Raw genomic sequence first — 25,675 nt, 5'->3', positions numbered from 1 at the left:
GGGCCAGAACAGTCAGGACCGTGTCGAGGCGCGCGCCATGCGCCGTACGACCGGTGAAGAAAAGACGAAGGTCACACGCGGGGCGGGCCGCTACCTTCGGTGTGCCGAGTGGACTGTGGTAGGAGACGTCACTGTCAGCGGGGGCAGGCGTGTGAGAGCCGTGACGGGCGGGGGCGCGAAGCCCCCGCCCGTCGATGACCTGCGGCTACGCCACCACAGATCCGCCTGCCGCCTGGGAGCCGCCGGTTCAGAGGCGGCGGGACTCCAGGACGCGGCTGAGGAACTCGCGGGTGCGCGGCTCGGTGGGCTCCTCGAAGATCTGCTCCGCCGGGCCGTGTTCCAGGAGGACGCCGTCGTGGAGGAAGCAGACCGTGTCGGCGATGTCGCGGGCGAATCCCATCTCGTGGGTCGCCAGGATCATCGTCATGCCGGAGTCCTTGAGCTCCCGGATGATGCCCATGACCTCGGTGACCAGTTCGGGGTCGAGCGCGGAGGTCACCTCGTCCAGCAGGAGCAGGCTCGGCCGGGTGGCCATGGCCCGGATGATCGCGACCCGTTGCTGCTGGCCGCCCGACAGCCGGTCGGGGTACTCGCCCGCCTTGTCGGACAGGCCGAACCGTTTCAGCAGTTCGTGCGCCTGTTCGGTGGCCTCCGCCTTCGGCCGCTTGTGCACCCGGAGGGGGGCGAGGGTGATGTTGTCCAGCACCGACATGTGCGGGAACAGGTTGTAGGACTGGAACACCATCCCGATCCGTTTGCGGACCTGGTCAGGGTCGGCGCCCGGGTCGGTGATGTCGTCGTCCTCCAGGAAGATCGCGCCGTCGTCGACGGTCTCCAGGACGTTCACGCAACGCAGCAGCGTCGACTTGCCCGATCCGGAGGCGCCGATGAGGCAGACGACCTCGTGCGGTGCGACGTCCAGGTCGACGCCGCGCAGCACCGGATGGGCGTGATAGGTCTTCCACACGCCCTCGATGCGCAGCAGAGGTTCGCTCATCGGCCGCCTCCAGGGGCGCGGCGGCGTTCGGCGCGCGCCGCGAGATGGTCGGTGAACCGGGCCATCGGCACCGTCAGCGCGACGAACAGCACCGCCGTGGCCAGGTAGGGGGTGTAATTGAAGGTGTCGGCCGAGTGGATCTGCGCCTGCCGCAGCGCCTCCAGCGGGCCGAGCACCGCGACCAGTGCGGTGTCCTTCTGCAGCGAGGCGAAGTCGTTGAGCAGCGGCGGGACGACCCGGCGCACGGCCTGCGGCAGCACCACGTACCGCAGACTCTGCGCCTTGCTGAGCCCCAGCGAGCGGGCCGCGGCGCGCTGGCTGGGGTGGATGGACTCGATGCCGGCCCGGAACACCTCCGCGACGTACGCCCCGTAGGAGAGGACGAGCGCGAACCCGCCCAGCACCGCCGGGCTCTCGGGGATGCCCTGCAACCGCAGCGCCGGGAGCCCGAACCCGACCAGGTACACCAGCAGGATCGTCGGGATGCCGCGGAACACGTCGGTGTAGGCGACGGCGAGCGCCCGTACCGGGAACAGCAGCGGGGTCCTCAGCCCCCGCGCGAGCGCGACCAGCAGCCCCAGCGCCAGGATCGCCACTTCGGCGATCAGGAAGATCCGCACGTTCAACCAGAAGCCGCGCAGCACGTCGGGGAACGACCCGGTGAGCTCGCCCCAGTTGAAGAACGTCTCGTGCACGCGCGGCCAGCCCGGCGAACCCACCACGACGACGACCACGATCGCGGCGCACAGCACCGTCGACGCGGCGGCCACCGATCCGGACCGGACGTCGGCGCGGCGCCGCCGGCGCTCCCGTTCGAGCTGCCGCTCGCTCTTGACCCAGGCGGTCTTCCCGCCCGCAGGCGCGGTCACTTCAGGACGGGCGCGCCGGCCGACGAGGTCAGCCATTGCTGCTGGATCTTCGCCAGCTCACCGGACGACTTCAGCTGCCCGATCGCCTGGTTCAGGCACCCGGCGAGCCCGCTGCCGCGCTCCATCAGCAACCCGAAATGCTCGGCGGCGCCGCCCTGGGACTGCGGCAGCTGACCGACGATCTTCGAGCCGTCGATCTGCGCGGCGGTGACGTAGAAGGCGGTCGGCAGGTCCACCACCAGCACGTCCACCTGCTTGTTCTTCAGCGCGTTCACCGCGTCGATCTGCGTGTTGAAGATCTTCGGCTCGTCCGCGGGCTTGATCTGGTTCTTCACCGCCTGCAGCGCCGTCGTCCCGACCTGCACCGCGATACGCGCCTTGCTCAACTCCGCGACGGTCGCCGCGTTCTCGTACTTGCCGCCCTTGAGCGTCACGACGCCCTGCTGCACGTCGTAGTAGCCGTCGCTGAACGCCACCGCCTTCTCACGCGCTGGGGTGACCGAGATCTGGTTGATGTCGAAGTCGAAGGTCTTCGGCCCCGGGGCGTACGACGACTCGAACGACTGGGTCTTCCACACCACCTGGTCCTTGCCGAATCCAAGCCGGCCGGCGACCGCGTAGGCGACGGCGCCCTCGAAACCCTGCCCGTTGGACGGGTCGTCGTTCTTGAACCACGGTTCGAACGCGGGCTTGTCGGTCGCGATCGTGAGCTTGCCGGCCGACTTCAGCGGCAGCTTGTCCTTGGCGCAGGAGGCGGGACTCTTGCTCGCCGAGGCGTTGGAGTCCTCATCCTGCGGGGCGCAGGCCGAGACTGCGAGGGCGAGCGCGGCGACACCGGCAAGCGTGGCCACGAGGGGACGGCGGATCACAGGAGATGCCTCCAGCAGTGAGGGTTTAGGAATCATGACCGCGGGACTGCGCGCAGGGTGAGACTCCGCGCTCCGGCCAGGCCGAGGACATCGGTGGCCCGTCCCTGATTGACGCCCAGGCCTAGCCAGCCGGACGAGTCGATCCACAGCAGGGGCTCTCCCACGGCGACGCTGCCGAAGGTGAGCTGGAACGGGACGCGGGCCGTGCGGGACGACCCGTCCGCACCGCTCCATTCCACATCGAGCGGAGTGCCCGGCTCCAGGGAGCCGAACGCCGCCGCCAGGTCGCCGCGCTCGGCGCCCAGCACTTGACTACCGAACCGGTCGGTGTAGAGCACCGGAACGGTCAACTTGTCATCCTCCGCCACCGCGGCCGGGACGTTCAACGGCAGCGGGTCGACGGCCGCACCGAGGTCCGCCACGTCCACACCGGCCGCGACGTGCGCGGCGGCGGGGGAGAAGACATCACGTCCATGGAAGGACGTCGAGACCCCCGGCAACCGGAAGGCGGGATTTTCCAGCGCATGGGCACCGACGATCCCGCCCAGCATTTCCGCCGCCGGCACCAGGAGCCCGTTGTCCGGCCCGACCAGTACGTCACCGCGCCCGGTAGCGATCGCCACCGGCCGGCGTGAGGTCCCCACCCCCGGATCCACGATCCCGACGTGCACCCCCACCGGCAGATACGGCAGTGCCTGCCGCAGCAGCATCGCCCCTTCACGCACGTCGAACGGGGTGATCTCGTCGCTGAGCACCAGCACGTTCGCGCTCGGCGCGATCGTGTACACCACCCCCGCGCAGATCGCCGTATAGGCCGCGCCGAAGTCGGTCGCCAGGCTGACGAACGGGCGACTTTCAGACATGGGCGACCTCGGCGGGAAACGACGGGGATGCGGAGAGTGAAGCAGAATCCTACCAAAACGATAGAGTAGCCAGGCCCCGCGGGTCGACCACTCTGGCGTCGGCGTCGGACGGCCCCCGCTGCCGGTACGGCGTTCTTGGCTGCCGCGGGGACGTGTGCACGTTCGCCTTGCCTGCCGATGAGGCTGAGGTACTCGACGGGACCGGCGCCGGTGGCGCCGAACCAATGCGGGGTGCGGGTGTCAGGGTGCGCAGGTCGGGTCCGGCGTCGTCGTCTCCTCTGGGGAGGACGAACTTGTAGGCCTGGATGCCTCCGGGTCTGCGGGGGCAACGGCAGGATGGTCGATCCGTCGCAGCCCGGCGTCGAGCGTGCGGTCCACCTCGTCCGCCGAATCCCCACCTCGCTCGTGAGATCGGTGAGCTGGTGCCGGGCACGGCGCTGGACGCCGGGTGCGGTGCCGGGGCCGAGGCGATCTGGCCGGCCGTTTCTGGAGGCTGAAGAAACGTCGAAGCCACGCGGTGACGTGGGAGAGAGACCGTAGTGTTCGGGGCGGTGACGTCCGGGATGGAGGCGGTCGATGTTACGCAAGGGGGAGAACGCCACGCTGGACGGCGGGCGCGTCACGGTCGCTGTGACTGCCGCGGGCGGGGCGATCGACGTGTCGGCGGTGCTGCTGGGCGATGACCGGCGAGTGCGGTCGGACGAGGATCTGGTCTTCTTCAACCACCCTGCCCAGGACGGGGTGCGGCTGGAGGGTGCGGAAGTCGTCATCGACCTGGACGCGGTGCCCGGTGACGTTTCGACCGTTGCGCTTGTCGCCAGCGTTGACGGGCCCGGGACGTTCGACGGCGTCACGGTGCGCGCCGATGTACACCGCGGTCCCGCGTTCGAGACCCCTGCGATGGCGGCGGGGGAGACGGTGGTCGTCATCGTCGAGGTGTACCGGCGCGCGCAGGCGTGGAAGATCCGGGCGGTGGGGCAGGGATGGGCGAGCGGCCTCGCCGGCCTGGCCACCGATTTCGGCGTGGACGTGACCGACGAGCGGCCCGCCGACGTGGACCTGCGGAAGCGGATCTCGTTGCGGAAGGAGGCCGTCCGCGTCTCGCTGGACAAGAAGGGCATCCGCGGGGTGCGGGCGAGGGTGGCCGTGGCGCTGGACGCCTCCGGCTCGATGCGCAGGCTGTACAAGGAAGGAGTGGTCGCCGAGATCGTGGAGCGGATGGCGGCGGTCGCGCTGCAGGTGGACGACGACGAGGCGCTGGACGCGTGGATCTTCGCGACGGAGTTCGCGCGGCTGCCGCCGCTGCGGGTCGCCGAGATCGAGGCGTGGACGCGGGACAACGTGCGCATGCACGAGGCCGTCGCCGCCGACGGGAGCCGGGTCGGCCTCGGTGGCCGCAACAACGAACCGCAGGTGATCGCGGACATCCTCGCGTACTACGACGCCCGCCCCGGAGAACCGGTCCTCGTGCTGTTCTTCTCCGACGGCGGCGTGGCCAAGGACGCCCAGATCGCCCGCCTGCTACGTGACGCGTCGAACCGTCCCGTCTTCTGGCAGTTCATCGGCCTCGGCCACGGCCGGTACGGCATTCTGGAGAAGCTCGACACCCTCGATGGACGCCTCGTCGACAATGCCGGGTTCTTCGCCGTGGACGACATCGGCCACATCACCGACACCGAGTTGTATGAGCGCATCCTCTCGGAGTTTCCCGATTGGCTGAGGTCTGCCAGAGCTCAAGGAATACCTCTCGGCTCGAACTGAAAGGCCGGTGGCGGAAGTGCACGTCCTTTCCGGGCACCGAACTTTTGGCTGCTTCAGGCCGGCGTCACTGCTGATCACGCCCGGCCCGGCGGCTCCCGAGCAGGGATGAAGCTCATCTGAAGCCGTTATGAAGCCGCCGGCTGTTTGGCTGAGTGCGGGTCCGGCGGAGGGGAGATCTCTCAGCGATCCGGGCCTCTCGTGTCAGGGCTCACCGAATCGGAGGCCAGGTAATGATCAAGACGGCCCGGAAGTCGAAGGGAAGATCGGCGGCGGTTCTCGTCGGAGCACTCGCCATGCTGCTGTCGACGGTCGCGTTCGCGCCGAGCGCTTTCGCCGACCCCTACATCGGTCCTTACGGCGAGCCGCGAGTCGAGGACATCAGCGGCCCGTGGCAGAAGATCGACCGGCCGCGCGGCGAGGAGTCGAGGAACTACCTGCCCGGATGCCCCAGGTACTACGTCTGCCTGTACGTTCTGTCGAACCAGACCAGCTCGCGGAACTACTGGTACGTCTTCCGGCTGTACGACGAGCGCGGCTACACCGTCTCCGACTTCAACTACAACACCAGCCTGCAGTGGATCATCAACAACCAGGTCGGCGGCTCAGACGGCAAGGTGGGCGCGGAAACGCTCGACTCGGGCATCATCATGGACAGGATCGCGTGCTATCCGGCCCCCGACACGGTGGTCGACCCTTCGCGGCAGTTCAGGTCCGCCAACTGGTACGACGTCTGGAACATAAGGACGAACGCCTACTGCTGAGCCATGGGCCGGTCCAGGGGATCGAGGACGGCGGAGGCGTGCCCCGCGGCGCTCTCGATCGGGCGCCGGCGCTGCGAGTGCGGTACGCCCTGGATCTGGGCGTACCGCCTGGCCGGTTCCCGGACGTCCCGATCACTCGGTGCCGGTGGCCGGACCGGTGGCGTGCCCCGGCGGGGTACCCGGCACGGTCGTCCAGGAGGGCGCGCACGAGGGCGCATGGCAGGCCGCGCCGAAGGGCGGGGACCGCTTCAGCTTCCGGTGGGTGTTCCGCAGGTGCCGACCGTTCCGGTGCGGGGATTGCGGTTGCACACGCGGAAGTGCACGTCGTCGTACCAGGCGTCGTCGACGGCGCTGAAACCGGCGCTGCCGTTGTCTTCGTTCCTCCGCAGCTCAGACCAGCCGACCGTCTCCCACACGAAACCGCCGCTGTGTTGGTACCTGATCTGAATGACACCGCCGTATCCGTCGCTGTAACAGGACGGCGAATCGTAGACGGTCCCGCTGTAGGTGATGGTGTAGCCGTACTTGCCTGCGACCAAGGTGCGGTTGCCGTAGGTGTAGCTGAACCGGGCCTGGGTGCAGCCGTTGGCGCTGGAGATGCTGAACGAGGTGGCGGACGCGGCGGGGGCGGTCGCGACCAGACCGCCGGTCAGCATGGCGGCCGCGGCGAGGACGGTGGGGACACGGCGGAGACTCATCGGCGGCTCCTTCGCGGAGTGAGCGGAGGACCTCAAGATCCGCGATCTTGAGGTCCTCGGCAAGCGCCGTCCCCGCGGGTGACCTGATCTGGTCATCGGCCGCACATTCCAGTACGCAGCCACACCTACCGAGATCAACTTCTCTCGGCGCATTCCCGGGTTATTTCGCTCTGGCTGACGGACGTATGTCAATCTCCGAATTTTCGCGATTCACGCCGCGCGTTACGGCGGACCAGTAACGACGCCGACGTCAACGCTCATCACGGGGGAGTGGCGAACAGCCGACGGCCGTGAAGTGACCGGGGATCGCGAGGCGGCGGGGCGGCTGGAGAAGCGGATGTTCTCGCTGACCCGGAGCCCGGACGATGAGCGCCGGAAGTGGTGCGGCCCCTTCGTCCACGCCAAGACGTGCCTCATCGACGACGAGTTCGCCGTTATCGGCACCGTCAACGTCGACGACCGCGGCTACACCTTCGACAGCGAGATCGTCGCGGGCATCACCGATGACATGGTCGGGAGGATGAGCGGTCGGCGCTTCGCCCGCGACTTGCGAGTGAACCTATGGCACAAGCATCTGGCCGTTCCGCGGCGCCCGGCTCGCCACCTGGGAGTCCGGCCTGAAGGTCTGGCAGAAGCCGCCTCCCGAGGCGATGGTCTTCGACAACAGCGCGTTGGAATACAGCCCGCTCCTCGGAGCGAAGGGGCTGGTGCGGGACGACTCCGTCACGGACAGGATGTGGGGGGCCATCGACCCGGACGCCGACCGGCTGCCGTGACCTCGCCGATGCCATCACCCGCTCTCTTTCAAGCACGGATCGCGACCCGCCGAGGTTCCGTCATGGCGAAGGCGTGGCCGCTTGATGGGGTGCCACGCATTCTTGTAATGATCTGATCTGATTACTGCTATGAGAGTGGCAATGCGTGGCGCCCGTCGTGGGATTCGTGTTCAAATGAATTCGGCAGGGAGATCACTTAGAATCCGAAAAGGGAGCGTCGAGATTGGGACGTGTGGCGCCTTGTTTCATCGCGCTGGTCGGAGTCGTGGCGGCCGTCGTGCCGGCCGGGTATGCCTCAGCGGCCCACCGGCGTCCGGGATCGGTACTGGTCAACGAGTCGTTCACCGGAGCCACCGCGGACTCGCGCTTGATCGGGTACGGGGCCGCCTGCCTGACGGGCGCGCGGCGTGGAGGCCGGCTCGTGGAGGGCGCAAATCACCCGCTCGGCGGATGCCACCCGAATCCGGCCGGTCCCGTCCCCCCGGCCGGTGCGGCGCCGCACGGATATCTCCAGCTCACCGATGCCCATTTCGAGGAGACCGGCGCGGTGCTGTTCGACTCGCCGGTTCCGGCGAAGGGCGGGCTGGAGGTGACCTTCGAGCAGTGGCAGTACGGCAACACCACGCGGACGCCGGCGGACGGGATCTCCTTCTTCCTCACCGACGGCGCCAGGCGGCTCACCACGCCGGGCGCGTTCGGCGGAAGCCTCGGCTACGCCCAGAAACTGCCGGACGGTGGATCAGGCCAGCTCATCCCGGGTGTCGACGGTGGATATCTCGGTATCGGGCTTGACGTCCTGGGCGACTACTTCGGCGATGGAGAAAAGCGCGGGAATGGCTGCCAGCGGCGATCCCCGGCCGGGACGAGGTTCCAGGCGCCTTCTCCGGGGCCCAACATCGTGACCGCCCGCGGTCCAGGAAACGGCGTCGAAGGATACTGTTATCTCGACGCCTCGACGAGCAACAAGGCGACCGTCGGCCCCTGGGCGTCCGCGCTTCCCGGACGACTGCACGGCAATCTGAGAAAGATGCCCGCCCGCGTCACACCGCCACGATCCGAAGCCCTGTTGGAACCGGCGAAGCGGGCCGTCCGTATCGTGATCCCACCTGGTCCACGCCCCGTGGCGACAGTCGACATCGACTTTCAGGACGGCGATGGCTTCCAGCGAGTGCTGCGATTTCGTGCTCCCGAGCCCGTCCCGAACACTTTCAAGTTCGGGTTCGCCGCCTCCACGGGACCGCACACCGACGTGCATCTCATCCGAAAGGTCACCCTGCGCTCCGTGACTCGACCCGCATGGGCGAACGGCCACAGGGCGGGAGGTAGTGAAGATTGACGTGGCCGCGGTCGCGGGTGAGAGGAAGTGGAATCAGCCGTCCACTGATTCGACGGATTGGATGCGGGAGTAGTGAAAGACCCTTTCCTCTTGGTGTCCCGTCTCTGCGCTACGCATCTCGCAGATCGCCTTGAGTAGCTTCTTCTTGTTCATCTGCACCAGCTCGTGGGGAGGGCCGATGACCCGAACGGTCTCCACGCCGTTCTGGTCGACGTAGGTGATCCGGACACGGCCGTTCTCGGCGACGGCGTGAGCGAGCAGCCGGATCTCATCGGACTTGAGCTCGCGGGCCTCGCGGGTGATGACGCGTTGCGCTCGTTCCAGAGCCGAACGCCCACGGGATGGGCGCGGAGGGCGGGGCGCGGCCGACCGGGTTCGAGCAGGGGAGCGCGGCGGGACGTGCGGAGCCTTGCGCAGCCGTTCGGCGAGTGCGTCGAAGTCGGCCGGCGGCTCGTCGGAGGCCAGAGGGGGAAGCGGCCCGGGAACAGGGTCTTCAGCCGCGGCGTACCCGGCGGCGCGCAGCGCCGCCAGCACGCTTTCGCGCGGGCTCGTGGCGATGAGGAGGCCGGGTGCGAGCAGTCGCACGCCGAGGTTTTGGAGTGCCGGATCCCGGACGGCCCGCGCGAGCAGTTCGGTGTCGGCACTGCGGAAGACACAGGTGGCCGGCACCTCCAGGAGCCGGGGCGACGGGACATGGCCGCGCGCCGCCTCCGCGATCTTGTGCCGCAGCAGTTGCGGGAGAGGCGCAGCGCTGATCGCGGCGAGGCCCGCTTCTAGGTCGTCGGCGCTCATGCCCGACTCCAGGGCCCGCCGGAGGCTCTGGTCGCCGATCCTCCAGACCGGTCCGATCAGACTCTCGGCGACCGCATCGAGTTCCTTCGCCAACTGCCTCGACGGTGTTCCTCGGACGGTCACCATGAGGTCCGAAGCGATCGTCGCGCGCTCGGTGAACGCCGGAAGCAGCGGGGACGCCTCTCGCACCAGACCGGCATGGTCTCCGGCGGCGAGGAGCACGCCGAACGAGGAGAGCACCCCGTGCGCGACCAGGCCGAGCAGTACGACCTCGTGCAGCGGCGCGCTGAGCGGCTCGTGGTCGCAGGCAAGCGGCCGATGCCAGCCGAGCGCCTTGGCGAGATCCTCGGGCGCCTGCACACCTTGCCCTTCAGGCACCCCCTTCAGGACTCTCACGAGTTCGTGCCGCACCTGGACGCAGCCGTCACAGACGGCCTTCGCGCTCAGGGGATACAACTGCTTGCCATCGTCCGAACGAGCATGCGTCGGTGCGGAAGGCAGCCTCCACCACTCGAACAGCAGCCGAGCGGCCTGTTCACCCGGCGGCAGTAGCGTGAACGCATCACCCGCCGGCGACAAGCGAATGTGCGTCCCGTCGCTGACGAACAGCCCAGCGCGCTGAGCACAGGCCAACGCGAGTCGCGCGGACGCACCGCTGCAGCGCGCGGCCCGCATCACCCGCTGAAGTGCTTTCGGCTGCACCCCGGCCACCTTGAAGACCTGCAACGGCCGCCTCGCGCACTCGGCGAGCACCCCCGCCGCATGCCCGACGAACTCTCCGAGCTGCGCAGCAGCCGTGCGTCTCACCCGTTCCGGACCGACCGGGACGGTCGGCAGCTCGGGCGGGAACGGGTCGAACGGCGCCCTCCCTGCCGGTCCGCGCGACCTGGGCCACCGTTCGCGAAGTGCTTCGGCAACGTGCAGTACCCCGCCCTGACCGGGCCACACGAGCGCATGCCGCTCCAACGTCGTCAACGCGTCGTCCACCACACCACCGGGCCCGCCCAGCAGCGCCGTGATCCTCGCCCTGGTCGCGTCCTGCCCGAGCGCCGCAGCCGTCTCCGCAACCTGAAGGCAGGGCCGCGTCAACCGCTTGAGCGCCCGCTCCACCGACTGCGGCTGCTGGAGCCGCTCGGCCAGCTCGCCCCACCCGCCCAGCTCACCCGTCCCGCAGACATCGGCCCGAACCGCCAGAACCTCCGCCAGCGCGCCCTGTTCGAGCGTGGCCAGCCAGTCCGGCAACGGCGTCCCCGTCATGCGCGTTCTCCCTCCACGGGCCACCGGATTCGGTAAGCAAACGAGCACCACCCAAGCGCACCCCCCCACCCGCCGCCACAAATCCGAGACGACAGCCATAACAATCGGATCCTGAGGCCGAGGCGATCGCCGGACGACGATGCCGGGCCGGGCGCTGCGCGGCACCATCCCGCGCCCCACGACGAAGTTGTTGATTCCCGGCCAGTCGGGCGTCCACGGAAGGTGTTCATGCCCGATGGCCACCACGATGTCGTCGTATTGGACGTCGCCGCCTGAGGTGGCGGCCACCCAGCGGTGGCCCGCGGAGGGTGCGACGCGGGTGACCTCCACCCTGAAGCGGACGTCGAGGCGGTGATGGGCGGCAAAAGCCTCAAGGTAGGCGACGTAGTCGTCCCGGCTCAGCGGTCTCTGCTCGCACCGTGTGAGGGGCGGGCGACGTGGAATTCGGGCTCGGCGAATCCGCGTCGCCGGAACGCGTCCGCCACGGCGGCCTCGACGGGTTTCCGGCCGGCCTGTTCGACCAGTGCGATCACCGACCCTCCGAAGCCGCCGCCGATCATCCGGGCGCCCAGCGCGCCGGCGGCGAGAGCGGCCTCGACGGTCACGTCGAGCTCGGGGACGGTGACCTCGTAGTCGTCGCGGAGCGAGGCGTGCGAGGCGGTGAGCAACGGGCCGAGTTCCCGCACCCGTCCCCCGCGGAGCAGTTCGACGGCGTCGAGGACCCTTGCGTTCTCGCGCACGACGTGCCGGACCCGTCGTACGGCCACCGGATCGGTGAGGCGGGCGAGGGCGTCGTCGAGGTCGGCCACGTCGCGGAGGTCCTTCATGCCGAGGGCCTCTGCCGCCTCGTGGCAGGTCCTGCGGCGGGCGCCGTACTCGCCGTCGGCGTGCCGGTGCCGTGACCGGGTGTCGACGATGACGAGATCGAGCCCGCTGGACGCGAAGTCGCAGGGCACCGGCTCGGCGGTCAGATGACGTGCGTCGACGAGGATCGCGCGGTCGGCCTCGCCGTAGAGGGAGGCCATCTGGTCCATGACCCCGGTGGGGGCGCCGACGTATTCGTTCTCTGCATGCTGCACGATACGGACCAGCTGGTCGCGGCCCAGGTCGAGGTCGTGCAGGCCGACCAGCGCCAGCGCGACGGCGCACTCGAGCGAGTGCGACGAGGACAAGCCCGCACCGTGTGGCACGGCGCTGTGGACACGAAGGTCGGCTCCGGACAGAGCGGCCCCCGATCGGCCCAGCGCCCACACCACGCCGGCGACATGGGCGCCCCAGCCGGTGATCTCGCCGGGGCGGGTCGCGACGGGGAACTCCACCTCGCCGTACCCGTCGGACGCCACCGTGATGCGGCCGTCGTCGCGGAGCCGGGCGTGTACCACGGTGCGCTGGGGGAGGGCGAAGGGCAGGGCCAAGCCGCCGCTGTAGTCAGTGTGCTCGCCGATGATGTTCACCCGCCCGGGCGCGGACCACGTTCCCGTGCGCACGGCTCAGACCTCGCGCAGGCGGTGGGCCACCTGCTCGGGGAGGGTGTCGGTGACGAAGGCGCCCATCCCCGACTCGGAGCCGGCGAGGTATTTCAGCTTGTCCGCGGAGCGCCGTATCGAGAAGAGCTGCAGGTGCAGGTAACCAAGGTCGTCAGGGTCGTCGACCGGCCCCTGGTGCCACGCCGAGACGTAGGGCAGCGGCCGGTCGTACAGCCGGTCGAGGCGCGCGAGCAGATCCAGGTAGATCGTCACCAGCGCGTCGCGTTCCGCGTCGTCGAGGTCGGGGATGGACTTCACCCTGCGGCGGGGGTAGAGGTGGACCTCCAGCGGCCAGCGTGCCGCCGCCGGTACGAACGCCGACCAGTGCTCGTTCTCGGCGACGATACGGATGCCGGATCGGCGTTCGGCGTCGAGCACGTCGGTGTGCAGGTCTCCGCCGGTACGCCGGCGATGGCGCGCGGCCGCCTGGAACATGCGCGACGTCCGCGGTGTCGTGAACGGGTACGCGTAGATCTGGCCGTGCGGGTGGGACAGGGTCACCCCGATCTCCTCTCCGCGGCTCTCGAAGCAGAACACCTGCTCGACGCCCTTGACACCGGACAGCGCCAGGGTGCGGTCCGCCCACGCGTCGATCACCAGCCGTGCGTGGCCGGGCGTGAGGTCGGCGAACCTCCGGGAGTGATCACTGGAGAAGCAGACCACCTCGCAGCGCCCCACGGCCGGGCGGACCTCGACCAGTGGGTGGCCGCCGCCGGCGTCGTCCAGAGCCGCGCCGGCCGACAGGCTCGGGAAGCGGTTCTCGAAGACCACGACGTCGTAGTCGTCCGCGGGGATCTCGGTTCTGTGCCCGTCCACCGAAGGGCACAACGGACACTCGTCGGCCGGAGGGAGGAAGGTGCGGTCCTGCCGGTGGGACGCGATCATGACCCACTCCTCCAGCAGCGGGTCCCAGCGCATCTGCGCGGTCGTGCTCACCGGCGGCAGCGACCGCGGGTCGGTCCTTCGCCGCCGTGCGCCGGCAGCGAGGTCGAAGTAGATCAGCTCCCGTCCGTCGGCGAGTGTCGTGGCGGTCTTGTGCGGCGTCATGCTTCCTCGGGGTGGGTGGTGGCGACCGTGCGGAATCCGGCGTTCCCCATGGACGAGTCCGGTGTGTTCGAGGAGCGGGCGGCGTTGCGGTAGCGGTTGCAGTAGGAGTCGTGGCAGAGGTAGGAGCCGCCACGGAGCACCCTCGTCGTGCCTCGGCCAGGGCCCTGCGGGTTATCGCTCGGCGAGGTCCGGTAGTAGGACGGGTCGAACCAGTCGGCGCACCACTCCCAGACGTTCCCGACCGTCTGCCAGAGCCCGTAGTGGTTGGGCGCGAAGGAGCGGACGGGCGCGGTGGTCACCCAGCCGTCCTCGGCGCTGTTGTGCACCGGGAAGTCGCCCTGCCAGATGTTGGTGCGCCACACGCCGTCCGGCTTCAGTTCGTCTCCCCAAGGGAACCGGGCACCGGTGAGGCCGCCCCGGGAGGCGAACTCCCACTCGGCCTCGGTGGGCAGCCGCCGCCCGCTCCACGTGCAGTAGGCGACCGCGTCGTCCCAGCTGACGTGGACCACCGGGTGGTCGTCCAGCCCCTCCAGGTCGCTGAACCGTCCGCCCGGGTTCCGCCAGGACGCGCCGCGCACGCCGAGCCACCAGGGTGCGCCGGCGGCCGGCCCCATCACGTCCGAGGGGTGAGCCGCGAGCGCCATGTGGAACACGGCGGAGAAACCGTGCGTCTCCGCGTCTGTGACGTAGCCGGTGGCATCGACGAACGCGGCGAAAGCGCCGTTCGTCACTGCGGTGGCGTCGATGGTGAACGGATCGACGTGGACCTCGTGCACCGGGACCTCGCCGTCGGCCGGGTCGCCGTCGCCGAAGCGGTCGCCCATGAGGAACCGGCCGCCCGGGACGAAGCACTGCTCGGCGGGCGAGATCGTGGGACCCGGCGTCGGATCGATCGGCCGGGGCCCGCGGGGGCCATCGTGCCGGAGGGTGGGTGAGCAGCACGGCTCCCGGCGGGCCCGCCCGGGATCCGCCCCGGGTGGTGCCGAGGCAGCGGCCTTGGTGCCCTCGGTCATTGGTCGAGCTTCTGATAGGTGGCTTCGTCCAGACCGCTCAGCGTGGGGTCGTACGCCACCTCGCCGACGTCGTACATGGACGTCATCCAGTGATAGAAGTTGTCGCCTCGCTCACGCAGCACGGTGTAGAGGCGGCGCATCATGTACGTGCGGATGTCCTGCATTTCAGGGTGCTCGTAGCGGTTCAGCAGCTCGTCCGGGTCCGTCTCCAGGTCGTAGAGCTCGTTGATCGAGTCGGGGTTCACCACCAGCTTGAACCGGTCCGTGCGGAGCATCCGCTGGGGATAGGGGAAGTGGTGGCCGTGGAACTCGCACACGATGTCGTCGTCCCATTCGGCCTCCTCACCGCCGAGCAGGGGCAGCAGACTGCGCGAGTCGACCGCCGTCTTGGGATCGAGGCCGGCGAGCTCGAGGATCGTCGCGGTGCAGTCGAGCAGACTCACGAACTCGTCCCGGATCACACCGCCGGGCCGGCCGGGCACGCGAAGCAGCCCCGGCGTGCGGTAGATGTCCTCGTACATCGCCGGGCCCTTGTCGTGCAGCCGGTGCGCACCGGTGAACTCGCCGTGGTCGCAGGTGAAGAAGACCGCGGTGTCGTCGACGAGCCCGAGCCGCTCCATGGCGTCCACGACCCGGCCGATCTGCCGGTCGATGAGCGCGACGTATCCCCAGTAGACGGCGATCAGCTTGCGCGTGGTCTCGATCGGCATGGTGTCGAACGTCCAGTGGGCGCTGTAGTTCTTCTGTACCGGAGGCTTGCCTTGGAAGGTCTCCGCGACCGACCGAGGCAGTTCGATGTCGGCCGGGTCGAAGAGGTCGAAGTACTCGTCCGGCAGGATGTACGGCAGGTGGGGTCCGAAGAAGTGCAGGGCCAGGAAGAACGGCTTCTCCCGGTTCCGCGCGTCGGCGGCGTACCGTTCGAGCGTCTCGATCGCCCGGGTCGCGAGGTAGTGCTCGAACGTCGCCTCCACGGGCTGGTGCAGCCGGGCTGCGAGCAGGTTGCCGGGCCCGCCGTTGGGCAGCGTGCCGCGGATCCGGTCGGAGATCTCGTAGGCGGGCAGGTCGTGTTCGGCGAGATAGGCCAGGTAGTCGGGGTTGTCGACGGGGTTGTGCCAGCCGGGCAGATCCGGCCCGTCGAAGCCGAAGTCGCGGGCGGTCTTCTCGGTGCCGACGTGCCACTTTCCGATGAGGCCGCAGTTGTAGCCCTTCTCCCGCAGCGCCTGCGAGAACGTGAACTGTCCCTCGGCGAGGTCCTCGATGTAGCCGACGTTGCGCTCGTGGTTGGCGAGCAGCTTGTGCCGGAACGGCGCCTGCCCGGTGAGCAGGCTGGCACGCGCCGGTGTGCAGATCGCCGTCGGCGTGTACCACCGCTCGAAGCGGGTGCCGCTTCTCGCCAGCTCGTCGAGGACGGGCGTCGCCGCCAGCCGGTTGCCGTACGCACCGAGGGTGTCCGCCCGGTGCTGGTCCGTCATGAAGAAAAGGATGTTCTTCGGATTCGTCACTTGATGCCCGCCGTGAACAGGTCGCCGGTGTAGTAGGTCTTCGGGTCGACAGGCGACTTGAGCTTGCCCGCGTCGACGAAATAGCCGTTCATCCCCGTGAGCCATTTGTCGATGGTGCCGTCCTTGGTCATCTTGTCGAGTTCGTCGACGGAGAGGACCTTGACGTTGGCCGCGTCGGCCTTCACCTGTTCGACCGGCACGTTGAGCATCTCGGCGGTGAGCTCGATCGACTTGTCCATGTGGGCGGTGCGGTACTCCATCGCCTCACGCAGCGCCGCGATCGTCTTCGCGGTCTTGTCCTTCTCGCCGGAGACGAACTTGTTGCCCGCGACGAATGCGGTCGGGAAGGCCATCTGCGACTCGAAGTCGGAGTTCTTGGCCAACTCGGTCAGGCCGGGGACCCGCTTCTTGATCGTCGCGATGGCCGGGTACCAGAATCCCGCGGCCTCGATCTTCTTGGAGGAGAAGGCCGACACGATGGTCGACGCGTCCATGTTGACGACCTTGATGTCCTTCTTCGTGAGGCCCGCCTTCTTGAGGGCGAGGGTGAGGATCATGTCGCCCGAGGTTCCCTCGGGAACCCCCACGGTCTTGCCTCTGAGCTGCGCCAGTGAGGCGGTGCCGCTCTGCGCGATGACCCGGTCGGCGTTGCCGAGGGTGTTGATCGCGATGATCTTCGACTGGCCGGAGGCCGGAAGCCAGAACGCGCCGGGGCCGATGTAGCCGACGTCGAGATCGCCCGTGCCGAGCGCCTGGATCTGCAGCGGACCGTTGGTGAACACCTTGGCGTTGACCTTGAGACCGTGCTTCTCCCAGATCTTCTGGTCCTCGGCGATGGCGAGCAGGCTGGTGCCGTTGTAGTCGGCGATGTAGCCGAAGTCGACCTTCTGCTCGTCTCCTCCGCCTCCCGAGCCGGTGCCGCAGGCGGAGAGCATCATTACGGCGGCCAAGCCGAAGGAGGCCGCGGCTGAGAGCGTGCGTGGCAGTGACATGTCCGTCCCTCGGGGTCAGGCCGTTGTCGATGACGGCATGGGGTGCTTCGAATCGGCGGCGGTGCGGCCGTCCTGGTGGTACACGGAGTGCCAGACGCGGTTGCGCAGTGCTGCGAACTCCGTGCTGAGCCGGAACTCCTCGGACCGCGGGTAAGGAAGGTCGACCTCGACCACGTCGTAGATGCGGCCGGGGTCGGCGGCCATCACGATGACGCGATTGGCCAGGAAGACCGCCTCGTCGACGTCATGGGTGATGAACAGAACGGTGCGCTGCTCCTTGCTCCAGGTGTCGAGCAACTGCTCCTGGAGCTTCACCCTGGTGAGCGCGTCGAGGGCGCCGAAAGGCTCGTCCATCAGGAGGATCGAAGGGTTCACGGCGTACGCGCGGGCGATCGCGCAACGCTGCCGCATTCCGCCGGACAGCATCTTGGGCAGCGCGTCGGCGAACTGCTCCAGCCCGACCATCTCGATGAAGTGCTGGGCCCGGTCGCGGCGCTCCGCCTTGGGCACGCGCGCCGTCTTCAGCCCGAACTCGATGTTCTTGCGGACGGTCAGCCAGGGGAAGAGCGCGTACTGCTGGAAGATGACGCCGCGCTCGGGACCGGGACCGGAGACCGCCGAGCCGTCCACGAGCGCCTGGCCCTCCGTGGGCTCCTCAAGGCCGGCGAGGATGTTGAGCAGCGTGCTCTTGCCGCATCCGGACGGGCCCACGACCGTGACGAACTCGTTGTCCGCGATGTCGAGTGAGACGTGGTCCAGCGCGGTGAAGGAATCCTTGCCGAGCACGAAGGTCTTGGTGATGCCCTTGACCGAGATCTTCGGTGGGGTGGTCATCGGCGCTCCTGCCATCCGGTGAGTTTGCGTTCGGCCAGCAGGAGCACCCGGTCCATGAGCAGGCCGAGGATCCCGATGGTGATGAGTCCGACGAAGATCGTGGGCAGGTCGTAGTAGAGCTGCGCGTTCTGCATCCGGAACCCGAGGCCCTCCTGGGCGGCGATGAGTTCGGCGGCGACCAGCGTCGCCCACGCCGAGCCGAGCCCGACCCGCATGCCGACCAGGATGAACGGGGTCGAGGCCGGCACCACCACGCGCAGGAAGATGCCGGCGTCCCTGGCGCCGAGCACGCGGGCGGCGTTGATCAGGGTCCGGTCGACGTCCACCACGCCCTGGAACGTCGAGATGACGCAGACGAGGAACGCCGCCAGGAAGATGACGAAGATCTTCGGTGTCTCGCCGATGCCCATCAGCACGATGGCCAGCGGGATGATGGCCAGCGGCGGGATGGTGCGGAAGAACTGCACCCAGGGTTCGACGAGGCCGCGGACGAAGCCGTACCACCCCATGAGGAAGCCCACCGGGATCGCGAGCGCGGTCCCGAGGGCGAAGCCGGCGAGTACCCGGCCCATGCTGGCGAGGATGTCCTTCTGGAGTGTCCCGTCCGAGAGGAGCGTGCCCGCCTTCGACACCACCTCGCTCGGCGTCGGGAGAGTGAAGCCCGCCGCGGCCAGCCCCCACCACAGGGCGATGCCGAACCCGACGGACACGGCGTTCAGCAGCAGGGAGAGTCCCCTCCGGCGCGGGCCCGCCGACCTGCTCGAACGACCCCCGCCGGCTGATGCGGTCGAGCCGCCCCGGCCGATGCGGCTCGCTTGGGGGCCCTGGTCACTGAGCACGGCCATAACCCACTCCTCTGTTCGTTGCCTTGCGTGCACGCTCGATCGACGCGGAACCGGCGGGGTTCGCCTCGGGGGCCTCCGGATAGGCCGCCAGCAGCGGTGAGCTGTGAAAGAGCGCGGCGAGGGCGCCGAGCGCGCCGTCGTCGTCGGAGAGCTCGGCTCGACGCACGACGGGCTTGGGCGCGCCTGGGAAATGCTCGGGCGCGATGGTGGCGGCGGCCGCCTGGAGCAGGGCGGGCGCCACTCGGGTGATCTCTCCGCCGATGACGATGTCCGCGGGATTGAGGATGAGGGACGCGTCGCCCAGCACCCGGCCGATGGCCGATCCGGCCGATCGCAGCACCCGGTCGGCGATCGGGTCGGAACGCTCGACCGCGGCGGCCAGGTCGCCGAGATCCTCGAGTGCGAGGCCCTGCTCCCGGCAGGCTCTCAGGATGGCGGGAACCGACGCCAGAGTCTCGACGCAGCCCTTCTTGCCGCACCGGCATTCCAGCCCGTTCGGGTCCGCCGTGATGTGCCCCAGTTCGCCGGCCAGCCCTGACGACCCGGTGACCAGGCGTCCGCCGACGACCAGCCCTCCGCCGACGCCATCGGAGATCCGCAGGTAGAGAAGGTCGTCGACGGAGCCGTGGCCGAAGACGACCTCCGCGAGCGCGGCCAGCCGGGTGTTGTTGTCGACGATGACGGGTGCCCCGAACCGCGTCGCGAACGCGGCCTGCGCCGCCGCCTCGGGGGCGTCGGCCGCCGCCGGTTCGCGCGGCGCCGTGACGAGGACGCCCGGAGTCGCGCAGTACGGCCCGGGGACCCCGATGCCGATGCCCTGCAACGCGCCGTAGTGCACTCCGGATTCGGCGCCGAGGCGGTCGATGAGCCGGAACGCCATGTCGAGCCGGACCGGCCACGAGGCGTCGTCGTACCGGTCCGACCCGGACACGACGATCTCGTGTGAGGCGTCCGCGACCGCCACCTGCACCCGGCGATGACCGAAGTCGACGCCCATGAACTGCCCGGAGGCGGGGTCCAGGGCGAGCCGCTCGGCGGGCCGGCCGCTGCCCTCCCGCTTGGCCGCGTCGGTGTCGACCACCACGATGGCGCCGCGCTGCAGCAGGCTGCCGGTGATCTCGGAAAGGGTGGTGCGGGACAGGCCCACGGCGAGGGCGATCTGTCCGCGGCTCAAGGCGCCGTGCTCACGCAGGACGCGCAGGACGCGTTCTTCGTGAGTGCGTCTTACCAGCGCATGCACTCCGGCCGACGTTGTCATGGGGCAACGCTGACAGTGGCGGATTTTTCCGTCAACACTCCGACAGAAAGATCCTGCGTTTTCCGAACCGGTGCCGTAACCGGTCTCATCACGCGTTCAATGACCTTTCTGCCGTGTGTTCACCGACGGAATGAGTCTCTATAACGTCTCCTCCCAGGCAGGGCACGGGCGTCCTGCGCGACGAAGGAGGAGTGAGTGATGACCAGCTCCGATCACGGCCTGCACCTCGGCCGGCGGTCCTTGTTGATCGGTGTCGCCGGCTCCCTGGCCGGGGCGGTACTGCCCGCCGCCGCGCAGGCGTCCTCGACGGAGGCCGCGTCGATGCGGAGGTACCCGTCGAATTGGCCCGACCTCAAGCCCTACGGTCTCGCCGACACCCGGCAAGACCTGTGGCCGCGCAGTGACAACTCCTTCATCCTCCCGCTGGAGTTGCGCCCCCGCGACCGGGAACGCGGCCTGGTCTGGATGCGCGACACCTACGTCAACTGCTTCGTCGTCAAGGGACGTCCGCTCTACGTCGCCACCGGGACCACCCGCGTGCCCGGACTCGACCGAGCCGCCCCGTGGAACGACGGCATCTTCGTGTGGGTGTCACCGTCACTGCGGGGGCCGTGGCGGCTGGTCGACACGACCAAGGTCCGGCCCGGCGCCGAGAAGGGGAAGGTGTGGTCCCCTGAGTTCGTCGGCGAGAACCGGTCCGGGCGCACGGTCGTCGCTCCGTGGCAGGAGTACTGGTACGACGACCAGTTCGGGAAGCGCGGCGAGGTCTGGGCGCCGGAGCTGCACCACTTCCGCGGGACGTGGTACATCGTCGCGTGCATGGGCGACCACTCCCGCAAGGTCGGCTCGTTCATGCTGGTGAGCGAGGGCGGGATCGAAGGCCCGTACCGGCTCGTCGAGGGCAACCACGACAAGCCGTTCGGTGACCCGGTCACGGGCGGACCGAGCTTCATCGAGCCCGGCGCCTACCACCACATCGACGGCGGCCTTTTCGCCGAGAACGACGACGCGTGGCTCGTGCTGCACAACGATCTGTACGCGAAGTTCCGCGACGACATGGAAGACATCGTCCCCACGACGAACCTGCCGAAGTTCCAGCAAACGCCCTACTCGCCCGAGCCGTACCTCGAAGGCGCCTACGTCTTCAAGTTCGGTGGCAAGTACTACCTCATGCACGCCGCATGGGACCGGACGTCGACCGATTCCGGCGGCGGTACGCGCTACGCCTACGATCCGCCCGGTCCCGGCCGCGCGCAGTACCAATACGACGTGATCGCCGCCGTGTCGGACACCTTCGAGGGCCCGTACTCGGAGCGGTGGACCGCGGGTGTCGGCGCCGGCCACAACAACTTCTTCACCGACGGCAGCGGGCGGCCGTGGTCGACGTTCTTCCGCAACCCGAACGCCGGCTACTGGGCCGACCCGTCGCGGATCGCCGACGCCGCCGTGCCCGGGGTCGTCCGGCTGGAATGGACCGGCCGCGAGGGCGACCGCCTGTACGTCCAGCGCCGGAACCAAGGCCGTTCGACCAATGGCTGACGATCACTCGCGGACTCGGAGCCGACGCATCACACGCCGCCCCACCACCCGGATCTTCACCATCGCCGGCGTCCTCGCCGCCCTGACCGCCTGTTCCCTCGGGTCTCCCGCAGCCGGTGACGCGGGCGGCGGCCAGGTCGAGCCGCTCCCCGCGCTGGGCGCGCTCGGTGCCAACTACAACGAGAACCTCGACCAGCTGAACTATCGGGAACTGCGCGAGGCACGCGCCGGCTGGGTCCGCGGCTTCTACATCCTGCCGGAGGCAGACCAGGTCCCGCCGGCGCAGAGCGACACGATCCGGGTGATTCGCGGGGCCCATGACCGGGGGTTTCACACTCTGCTCAGCCTGAAGTTCCCCAAAACCGACGCCCCCTTCCCCCAGCCCGGCAGTGCAGAGATGGCCGCCGAGCTCAAGCGACTTGACCGCGTGCTGCCGCTTGTGCTCGGGACGGTCGACGTCATCACCATCGGCAACGAGCCGTTCATCGAGAGCATGCCGGCCCAGCGCGACGAGCGGCTCAACCGGTTCTACGAGACCGTCGCGCGCCATGTCATCGAGACCCGGGCCGAACACTGCGGCAGGGACTGCCCCACCCACCTGTTCATGGGGGCACTGAACCGGCTGGATCTTCCCCAGAACCGGACCCCCGCCGTCGAGCGGTACCTTGCCTTCGTGCGCGAGACGCCCGAGATCGAGGGCGTCGACCTTCATCCACACGTTCCCGACGAGGCTCGGATCCAGGACTTCCTGGACTACACCCTGCCGCGGCTCCGCCCTGGCCAGACCTTTCTGGTCACCGAGTTCTCGCTGGTCTGGTACTGGCAGCAGCACATGACCGACCGGATACCGGCCGCATTCGCCCAGCGCTATGGCTACACCTCCGACACTCAGGTGTGGCAAGTCATCGGCGAAGCGATCGAACATCCCTTCCCCGCGCGCAAGTGGAACGAATTTCTCTCGCAGAGCCCCTGGTTCGAGTCCAAGAAACACATGCTGCGGGACGAGGTTGAGCGATTCCGTCGTACAGGCCGGCTGGCCGTGGCGACGTACGGCTTCCGGCAGATTCCGTCCATGACGGCCGCCTGGAGCGCGACCAAGCCGCCCTGGCTGCTCAACAGCGTGTTCGCCACGCTGACGGTGCGGCAGCGCGACCAGGCCATGTCGACGCCGAACTACGCCTGGATCGGCGACTTCCGCCGACTGCAATGACAGGCCGGTTGCGGCGCGGAAAGGCGGCGCAGCTCGTGTTCCTGGTTTCAGGACCCCGTTCCGACTTTGCGGACGAAGGCTTCGGTGGAGTCGAGGACGCGGCCGGTGGCGTCTTTGACTTCTAGTCTTCGGAGGGGTTTCTCGGTCCTGGTGTCGAGGAGCACCGAGTGCGGCTCGGCTTCGTTGAAGAGGTGGTCCTCGCCCCACTGCCGAAGGCTGACCAGGATGGCGAAGAGTTCCCGGCCCTTCCGGGTCAACGCGTACTCGTGATAGGCGCTCCCGTCTGCGGCCGGGACGACCTCAAGGATGTCGTGCGCGACGAGTTCGCGCAGGCGCGACGACAGGATGTTCTTCGCCAGGCCGAGGTTCCGCTGGAACTCGCCGAACCGGGTGATGCCGTCGAAGGCGTCCCGGACGATGAGCAGCGACCAGCGATCCCCGATGACGTCGACCGCCCGGGCGACCGGGCACTCTGCTCGCTCGTGCGTCACGCGCTGCGGCATCGGCGTCCCCTTCGGTGATGCGACCGGATCGAACCGGGCCAAGTGGTTGCAAGTATAAACCGGATTCCCCTACGCTCCCACCCAAGCTGGTTTTAACTTGAAACCAGATTTCGCGGACGGCGGAGGAGGCCACGTCATGGCGACACAGGCGAAGGACAGCGCGGATCCGGGGGTGAGCCCGGTGGGGGTCGCGGTCGTGCAGTTCGAACCGCGGGTCGGGGTCGAGAACCTCAAGACCAACGCCCTGGCGGTCGAGCGGCGGCTGACGGCGGCGGCGGACGCGGGAGCCGGCCTGATCGTGCTTCCCGAGCTCGCGACCACCGGTTACGTCTTCGCGAGCCGCGAAGAGGCGTACGCCCACGCCGAACCGGTTCCGGACGGGCCGACCGTGGAGTCGTTCGCGCGGATCGCCGCCGCGCGGAACGTGTACATCGTCGGCTGCGTGGCCGAACTCGACGGCGTGAAGCTCTACGACACCGCCGTACTGGTCGGCCCGGAGGGCTACATCGGCAGGTACCGCAAGACCCACCTGTGGAACACCGAGAAGCTCTGGTTCACCCCGGGTGACGAAGGGTTCTCGGTGTTCGACACCAGGATCGGCCGGATCGGGCTGCTCGTGTGCTGGGACATCTGGTTCCCGGAGACGGCGCGGATCGTGGCTCAGCTGGGTGCGGACATCATCTGCGTGCCCACGGGCTGGGTGTGGACGCCACCACCCCTGTACGACGCGAGCGGTGTGTGCATGGCGGCGTACCTGACCATCACGGCGGCGCACGCCAACAACGTCTTCATCGCCACCGCGGACCGGATCGGCCAGGAGCGCGGTGCGGGCTTCATGGGCAACTCGTTGATCGCCGGGACGAACGGGTGGCCGATCGACCGGATCGCCGGTCCGGACGAGGACACCGTCATCTACGCGGACATCGATCTGACGGCCGCCCGAACGGCTCCGATCTGGAATCAGCTGAACGATCTCCATCGGGACCGTCGCACCGACCTGTACGACCAGATGCTCGGCTACCGCGACCGCGCTCCGCTCCCGAGGTGACGTGATGACGACGGTCATGACCATTGCAGAATTCGCTCAAGCCCTTCGTCGACGGGAGATCTCTGCCCGCGAATTGACCGAGACGGCGTTGCGCCGTACGCGTGAGCTGAATCCCAGCCTGAACGCGTTCGTCCTCATCGACGACGAAGGAGCTCGCGCGGCGGCGCGGGCGGCCGACGAACAACGTGCCGCGGGCATAGACCTGGGGCCGCTGCACGGCATTCCGGTGGCGGTGAAGGACCTCATTGACATGGCCGGTCTGCCGACCGGTTGTGGATCGGCCACAGCATTCGGCGGCACGGCGACACAGGACGCGGAGGTCGTACGACGGTTGCGCGACGCCGGAGCCGTGATCATCGGAAAGACGACCCTGCACGAGTTCGCGTACGGCGCGACCGGCGATCGATCCGCCCACGGCGTCTCGCGCAATCCGAACGACCCCAGCCGGATGTCCGGCGGCAGTAGCGGAGGCAGCGCCGTCGCGGTGGCCGCCGGAATGGTGCCCCTCACTCTGGGCACCGACACGGCCGGATCGGTCCGGGTGCCCGCGGCGCTCTGCGGTGTCGTCGGTTTCGAGCCCGCCTACGACGCCGTCTCCAGCGCAGGCGTGTACCCGTTGGCTCCGTCCCTGGACCACGTCGGGCTCTTCGCGGCCACGTCCGAGGACGCGCTGATCGGCTACCAGGCACTGAGCGACCGGCCTGTGAACTCCCCGGCCGCCGCTGATGACCGCATCGCCGTCGGTTGGATTCCGCCCGGGCGCATCGCCGTGACGGATCGGCGGATCGAAAAGTTGACGCGACGGCTCGTGGACAGGGCCTTCGACGTCGACATCGTCGAGGGTTTCTCCAAATGGGAACTGTTCGAAATCTTCTCCACCCTCCAGGGCAAGGAAGCGTTCCAGGTGCATGAGCACCATCTGGCCGCAGACGAGGACCTCATCGATCCAGAGGTGCGCGCTCGACTCCACAAGGGCCGTGAGATCTCTGATCGGCTCTACGCCCAAGCCGAGGAGGCCCGCCAGGAGCTCCGGGCCATGGTCGATGAGTTGCTGTCGACGTACGACGTCCTGGCTCTGCCGACCGTACCGATCGTGGCGCCGCCTGTCGGCGATCGCAGCGTCTCGATCGACGGCACCGACCTCGAAGTCCGTGCGGCACTGCTCTCACTGACCAGTCCGTGGAACATGACGGGTTCGCCGGCGATCAGCGTCCCCGCGGGCCGGCTGGACGGACTGCCGATCGCCGCACAACTCGTCACCGCGCCGGGCAACGAAGGGCTTCTCTTCGCCGCTGCCCGGACGCTCGAGATCACCCGGCACTCAACCGAATAGCCCGAAGGGAGCTTTCACTCGCATCTAGGCGGATTCAACAAGGACT

The 25,675-nt window shown here is 68.7% G+C and carries 23 protein-coding genes and 1 pseudogene; 9 read left to right on the top strand and 15 right to left on the bottom strand.

The window, feature by feature from the left end; translation table 11 throughout:
* Window positions 1–247 precede the first annotated feature (247 nt).
* Genes ACQPZP_RS33775 through ACQPZP_RS33760 form a run of 4 tightly spaced genes read right to left on the bottom strand, consistent with a single transcriptional unit; the run spans window position 248 to window position 3,598 of the window.
* Window positions 248–997: an amino acid ABC transporter ATP-binding protein gene (locus tag ACQPZP_RS33775; RefSeq protein WP_433473742.1), complete on the bottom strand. Its 750-nt coding sequence runs from the start codon at window positions 995–997 to the stop codon at window positions 248–250.
* Window positions 994–1,902, bottom strand: a complete 909-nt coding sequence (locus ACQPZP_RS33770) for an amino acid ABC transporter permease (protein ID WP_433473741.1) — start codon at window positions 1,900–1,902, stop codon at window positions 994–996. The genes ACQPZP_RS33775 and ACQPZP_RS33770 overlap by 4 nt, the downstream gene beginning before the upstream one ends.
* On the bottom strand, window positions 1,863–2,717 hold the full coding sequence (locus ACQPZP_RS33765; RefSeq protein ID WP_433473740.1) for an ABC transporter substrate-binding protein: 855 nt from the start codon (window positions 2,715–2,717) through the stop codon (window positions 1,863–1,865). Before ACQPZP_RS33765 ends, ACQPZP_RS33770 begins: the two co-directional genes overlap by 40 nt.
* A 50-nt stretch (window positions 2,718–2,767) precedes the next feature.
* Complete coding sequence (locus ACQPZP_RS33760; protein WP_433473739.1) at window positions 2,768–3,598, bottom strand: SAM hydrolase/SAM-dependent halogenase family protein; 831 nt, start codon at window positions 3,596–3,598, stop codon at window positions 2,768–2,770.
* Window positions 3,599–4,174: 576 nt separating this feature from the next.
* Here ACQPZP_RS33760 and ACQPZP_RS33755 point away from each other — a divergent pair.
* Both ACQPZP_RS33755 and ACQPZP_RS33750 read left to right on the top strand, forming a co-directional pair.
* Window positions 4,175–5,359 carry a VWA domain-containing protein gene (locus ACQPZP_RS33755; RefSeq protein WP_433473738.1) on the top strand — a complete coding sequence of 395 codons (1,185 nt, stop codon included), beginning with the start codon at window positions 4,175–4,177 and terminating at the stop codon, window positions 5,357–5,359.
* Between the two features lie 230 nt (window positions 5,360–5,589).
* On the top strand, window positions 5,590–6,120 hold the full coding sequence (locus tag ACQPZP_RS33750) for a hypothetical protein (RefSeq protein WP_433473737.1): 531 nt from the start codon (window positions 5,590–5,592) through the stop codon (window positions 6,118–6,120).
* A 248-nt stretch (window positions 6,121–6,368) separates the two neighbouring features.
* On the opposite strand, the gene ACQPZP_RS33745 is transcribed toward ACQPZP_RS33750, so the two are convergent.
* Window positions 6,369–6,818 carry a hypothetical protein gene (locus tag ACQPZP_RS33745; protein WP_433473736.1) on the bottom strand — a complete coding sequence of 150 codons (450 nt, stop codon included), beginning with the start codon at window positions 6,816–6,818 and terminating at the stop codon, window positions 6,369–6,371.
* A 337-nt stretch (window positions 6,819–7,155) separates the two neighbouring features.
* Here ACQPZP_RS33745 and ACQPZP_RS33740 point away from each other — a divergent pair.
* The 3 genes and pseudogenes from ACQPZP_RS33740 to ACQPZP_RS33730 all read left to right on the top strand — a co-directional run.
* Window positions 7,156–7,317: pseudogene (locus ACQPZP_RS33740) on the top strand (phospholipase D-like domain-containing protein); the annotation flags it as partial.
* A gap of 151 nt (window positions 7,318–7,468) precedes the next feature.
* Window positions 7,469–7,594 carry a hypothetical protein gene (locus ACQPZP_RS33735; protein ID WP_433479782.1) on the top strand — a complete coding sequence of 42 codons (126 nt, stop codon included), beginning with the start codon at window positions 7,469–7,471 and terminating at the stop codon, window positions 7,592–7,594.
* Window positions 7,595–7,826: 232 nt separating this feature from the next.
* The gene (locus ACQPZP_RS33730) at window positions 7,827–8,930 is read left to right on the top strand and encodes a hypothetical protein (protein WP_433473735.1); all 1,104 of its coding nucleotides are present in this window, start codon (window positions 7,827–7,829) and stop codon (window positions 8,928–8,930) included.
* Between the two features lie 33 nt (window positions 8,931–8,963).
* Here the strand turns inward: ACQPZP_RS33730 and ACQPZP_RS33725 are convergent, their stop codons facing one another.
* Genes ACQPZP_RS33725 through ACQPZP_RS33685 form a run of 9 tightly spaced genes read right to left on the bottom strand, consistent with a single transcriptional unit; the run spans window position 8,964 to window position 19,996 of the window.
* On the bottom strand, window positions 8,964–11,381 hold the full coding sequence (locus ACQPZP_RS33725) for a helicase-associated domain-containing protein (RefSeq protein WP_433479718.1): 2,418 nt from the start codon (window positions 11,379–11,381) through the stop codon (window positions 8,964–8,966).
* Window positions 11,378–12,466 (bottom strand): galactokinase, encoded by a 1,089-nt coding sequence (galK, locus tag ACQPZP_RS33720; protein ID WP_433473734.1) that lies wholly within the window; start codon window positions 12,464–12,466, stop codon window positions 11,378–11,380. Before galK ends, ACQPZP_RS33725 begins: the two co-directional genes overlap by 4 nt.
* 3 nt (window positions 12,467–12,469) lie before the next feature.
* Window positions 12,470–13,552 carry a galactose-1-phosphate uridylyltransferase gene (gene galT, locus ACQPZP_RS33715; RefSeq protein WP_433473733.1) on the bottom strand — a complete coding sequence of 361 codons (1,083 nt, stop codon included), beginning with the start codon at window positions 13,550–13,552 and terminating at the stop codon, window positions 12,470–12,472.
* The gene (locus ACQPZP_RS33710) at window positions 13,549–14,565 is read right to left on the bottom strand and encodes a formylglycine-generating enzyme family protein (RefSeq protein ID WP_433473732.1); all 1,017 of its coding nucleotides are present in this window, start codon (window positions 14,563–14,565) and stop codon (window positions 13,549–13,551) included. Before ACQPZP_RS33710 ends, galT begins: the two co-directional genes overlap by 4 nt.
* Window positions 14,562–16,067: a sulfatase-like hydrolase/transferase gene (locus ACQPZP_RS33705; protein ID WP_433473731.1), complete on the bottom strand. Its 1,506-nt coding sequence runs from the start codon at window positions 16,065–16,067 to the stop codon at window positions 14,562–14,564. The genes ACQPZP_RS33710 and ACQPZP_RS33705 overlap by 4 nt, the downstream gene beginning before the upstream one ends.
* On the bottom strand, window positions 16,064–17,059 hold the full coding sequence (locus ACQPZP_RS33700) for an aliphatic sulfonate ABC transporter substrate-binding protein (protein WP_433473730.1): 996 nt from the start codon (window positions 17,057–17,059) through the stop codon (window positions 16,064–16,066). The genes ACQPZP_RS33705 and ACQPZP_RS33700 overlap by 4 nt, the downstream gene beginning before the upstream one ends.
* A gap of 15 nt (window positions 17,060–17,074) precedes the next feature.
* On the bottom strand, window positions 17,075–17,893 hold the full coding sequence (locus ACQPZP_RS33695) for an ABC transporter ATP-binding protein (protein ID WP_433463396.1): 819 nt from the start codon (window positions 17,891–17,893) through the stop codon (window positions 17,075–17,077).
* Entirely contained in the window at window positions 17,890–18,738 is an 849-nt protein-coding gene (locus ACQPZP_RS33690) for an ABC transporter permease (protein WP_433473729.1), read from the bottom strand. Before ACQPZP_RS33690 ends, ACQPZP_RS33695 begins: the two co-directional genes overlap by 4 nt.
* Window positions 18,722–19,996, bottom strand: a complete 1,275-nt coding sequence (locus ACQPZP_RS33685; RefSeq protein ID WP_433473728.1) for an ROK family transcriptional regulator — start codon at window positions 19,994–19,996, stop codon at window positions 18,722–18,724. Before ACQPZP_RS33685 ends, ACQPZP_RS33690 begins: the two co-directional genes overlap by 17 nt.
* Window positions 19,997–20,194: 198 nt before the next feature.
* Here ACQPZP_RS33685 and ACQPZP_RS33680 point away from each other — a divergent pair, with 198 nt between their 5' ends.
* Together ACQPZP_RS33680 and ACQPZP_RS33675 are read left to right on the top strand one after the other, a co-directional pair.
* Window positions 20,195–21,535, top strand: coding sequence for a family 43 glycosylhydrolase (locus ACQPZP_RS33680; RefSeq protein ID WP_433473727.1), 1,341 nt, complete (start codon window positions 20,195–20,197; stop codon window positions 21,533–21,535).
* Window positions 21,528–22,745, top strand: coding sequence for a hypothetical protein (locus ACQPZP_RS33675; protein WP_433473726.1), 1,218 nt, complete (start codon window positions 21,528–21,530; stop codon window positions 22,743–22,745). The genes ACQPZP_RS33680 and ACQPZP_RS33675 overlap by 8 nt, the downstream gene beginning before the upstream one ends.
* 47 nt (window positions 22,746–22,792) lie before the next feature.
* On the opposite strand, the gene ACQPZP_RS33670 is transcribed toward ACQPZP_RS33675, so the two are convergent.
* Entirely contained in the window at window positions 22,793–23,248 is a 456-nt protein-coding gene (locus ACQPZP_RS33670; RefSeq protein ID WP_433473725.1) for a winged helix-turn-helix transcriptional regulator, read from the bottom strand.
* 136 nt (window positions 23,249–23,384) lie between these two features.
* On the opposite strand from ACQPZP_RS33670, the gene ACQPZP_RS33665 reads away from it, so the two are divergent.
* Window positions 23,385–24,296 carry a nitrilase family protein gene (locus tag ACQPZP_RS33665; RefSeq protein WP_433473724.1) on the top strand — a complete coding sequence of 304 codons (912 nt, stop codon included), beginning with the start codon at window positions 23,385–23,387 and terminating at the stop codon, window positions 24,294–24,296.
* A 4-nt stretch (window positions 24,297–24,300) separates the two neighbouring features.
* Window positions 24,301–25,629, top strand: coding sequence for an amidase (locus tag ACQPZP_RS33660; RefSeq protein ID WP_433473723.1), 1,329 nt, complete (start codon window positions 24,301–24,303; stop codon window positions 25,627–25,629).
* Window positions 25,630–25,675 lie beyond the last annotated feature (46 nt).

Source organism: Spirillospora sp. CA-142024 (assembly GCF_050942325.1).
Classification (GTDB): Bacteria; Actinomycetota; Actinomycetes; order Streptosporangiales; family Streptosporangiaceae; genus Spirillospora.
This window is presented reverse-complemented; position numbering and strand designations above follow the sequence as displayed.

Coding starts and splice junctions, on each gene's coding strand:
- ACQPZP_RS33775 (WP_433473742.1), bottom strand. CDS start 997: ATGAGCGAACCTCTGCTGCGCATCGAGGGCGTGTGGAAGACCTATCAC.
- ACQPZP_RS33770 (WP_433473741.1), bottom strand. CDS start 1,902: ATGGCTGACCTCGTCGGCCGGCGCGCCCGTCCTGAAGTGACCGCGCCT.
- ACQPZP_RS33760 (WP_433473739.1), bottom strand. CDS start 3,598: ATGTCTGAAAGTCGCCCGTTCGTCAGCCTGGCGACCGACTTCGGCGCG.
- ACQPZP_RS33755 (WP_433473738.1), top strand. CDS start 4,175: ATGTTACGCAAGGGGGAGAACGCCACGCTGGACGGCGGGCGCGTCACG.
- ACQPZP_RS33750 (WP_433473737.1), top strand. CDS start 5,590: ATGATCAAGACGGCCCGGAAGTCGAAGGGAAGATCGGCGGCGGTTCTC.
- ACQPZP_RS33745 (WP_433473736.1), bottom strand. CDS start 6,818: ATGAGTCTCCGCCGTGTCCCCACCGTCCTCGCCGCGGCCGCCATGCTG.
- ACQPZP_RS33735 (WP_433479782.1), top strand. CDS start 7,469: ATGGTCTTCGACAACAGCGCGTTGGAATACAGCCCGCTCCTCGGAGCG.
- galT (WP_433473733.1), bottom strand. CDS start 13,552: ATGACGCCGCACAAGACCGCCACGACACTCGCCGACGGACGGGAGCTG.
- ACQPZP_RS33710 (WP_433473732.1), bottom strand. CDS start 14,565: ATGACCGAGGGCACCAAGGCCGCTGCCTCGGCACCACCCGGGGCGGAT.
- ACQPZP_RS33700 (WP_433473730.1), bottom strand. CDS start 17,059: ATGTCACTGCCACGCACGCTCTCAGCCGCGGCCTCCTTCGGCTTGGCC.
- ACQPZP_RS33695 (WP_433463396.1), bottom strand. CDS start 17,893: ATGACCACCCCACCGAAGATCTCGGTCAAGGGCATCACCAAGACCTTC.
- ACQPZP_RS33690 (WP_433473729.1), bottom strand. CDS start 18,738: ATGGCCGTGCTCAGTGACCAGGGCCCCCAAGCGAGCCGCATCGGCCGG.
- ACQPZP_RS33685 (WP_433473728.1), bottom strand. CDS start 19,996: ATGACAACGTCGGCCGGAGTGCATGCGCTGGTAAGACGCACTCACGAA.
- ACQPZP_RS33680 (WP_433473727.1), top strand. CDS start 20,195: ATGACCAGCTCCGATCACGGCCTGCACCTCGGCCGGCGGTCCTTGTTG.
- ACQPZP_RS33675 (WP_433473726.1), top strand. CDS start 21,528: ATGGCTGACGATCACTCGCGGACTCGGAGCCGACGCATCACACGCCGC.
- ACQPZP_RS33670 (WP_433473725.1), bottom strand. CDS start 23,248: ATGCCGCAGCGCGTGACGCACGAGCGAGCAGAGTGCCCGGTCGCCCGG.
- ACQPZP_RS33665 (WP_433473724.1), top strand. CDS start 23,385: ATGGCGACACAGGCGAAGGACAGCGCGGATCCGGGGGTGAGCCCGGTG.
- ACQPZP_RS33660 (WP_433473723.1), top strand. CDS start 24,301: ATGACGACGGTCATGACCATTGCAGAATTCGCTCAAGCCCTTCGTCGA.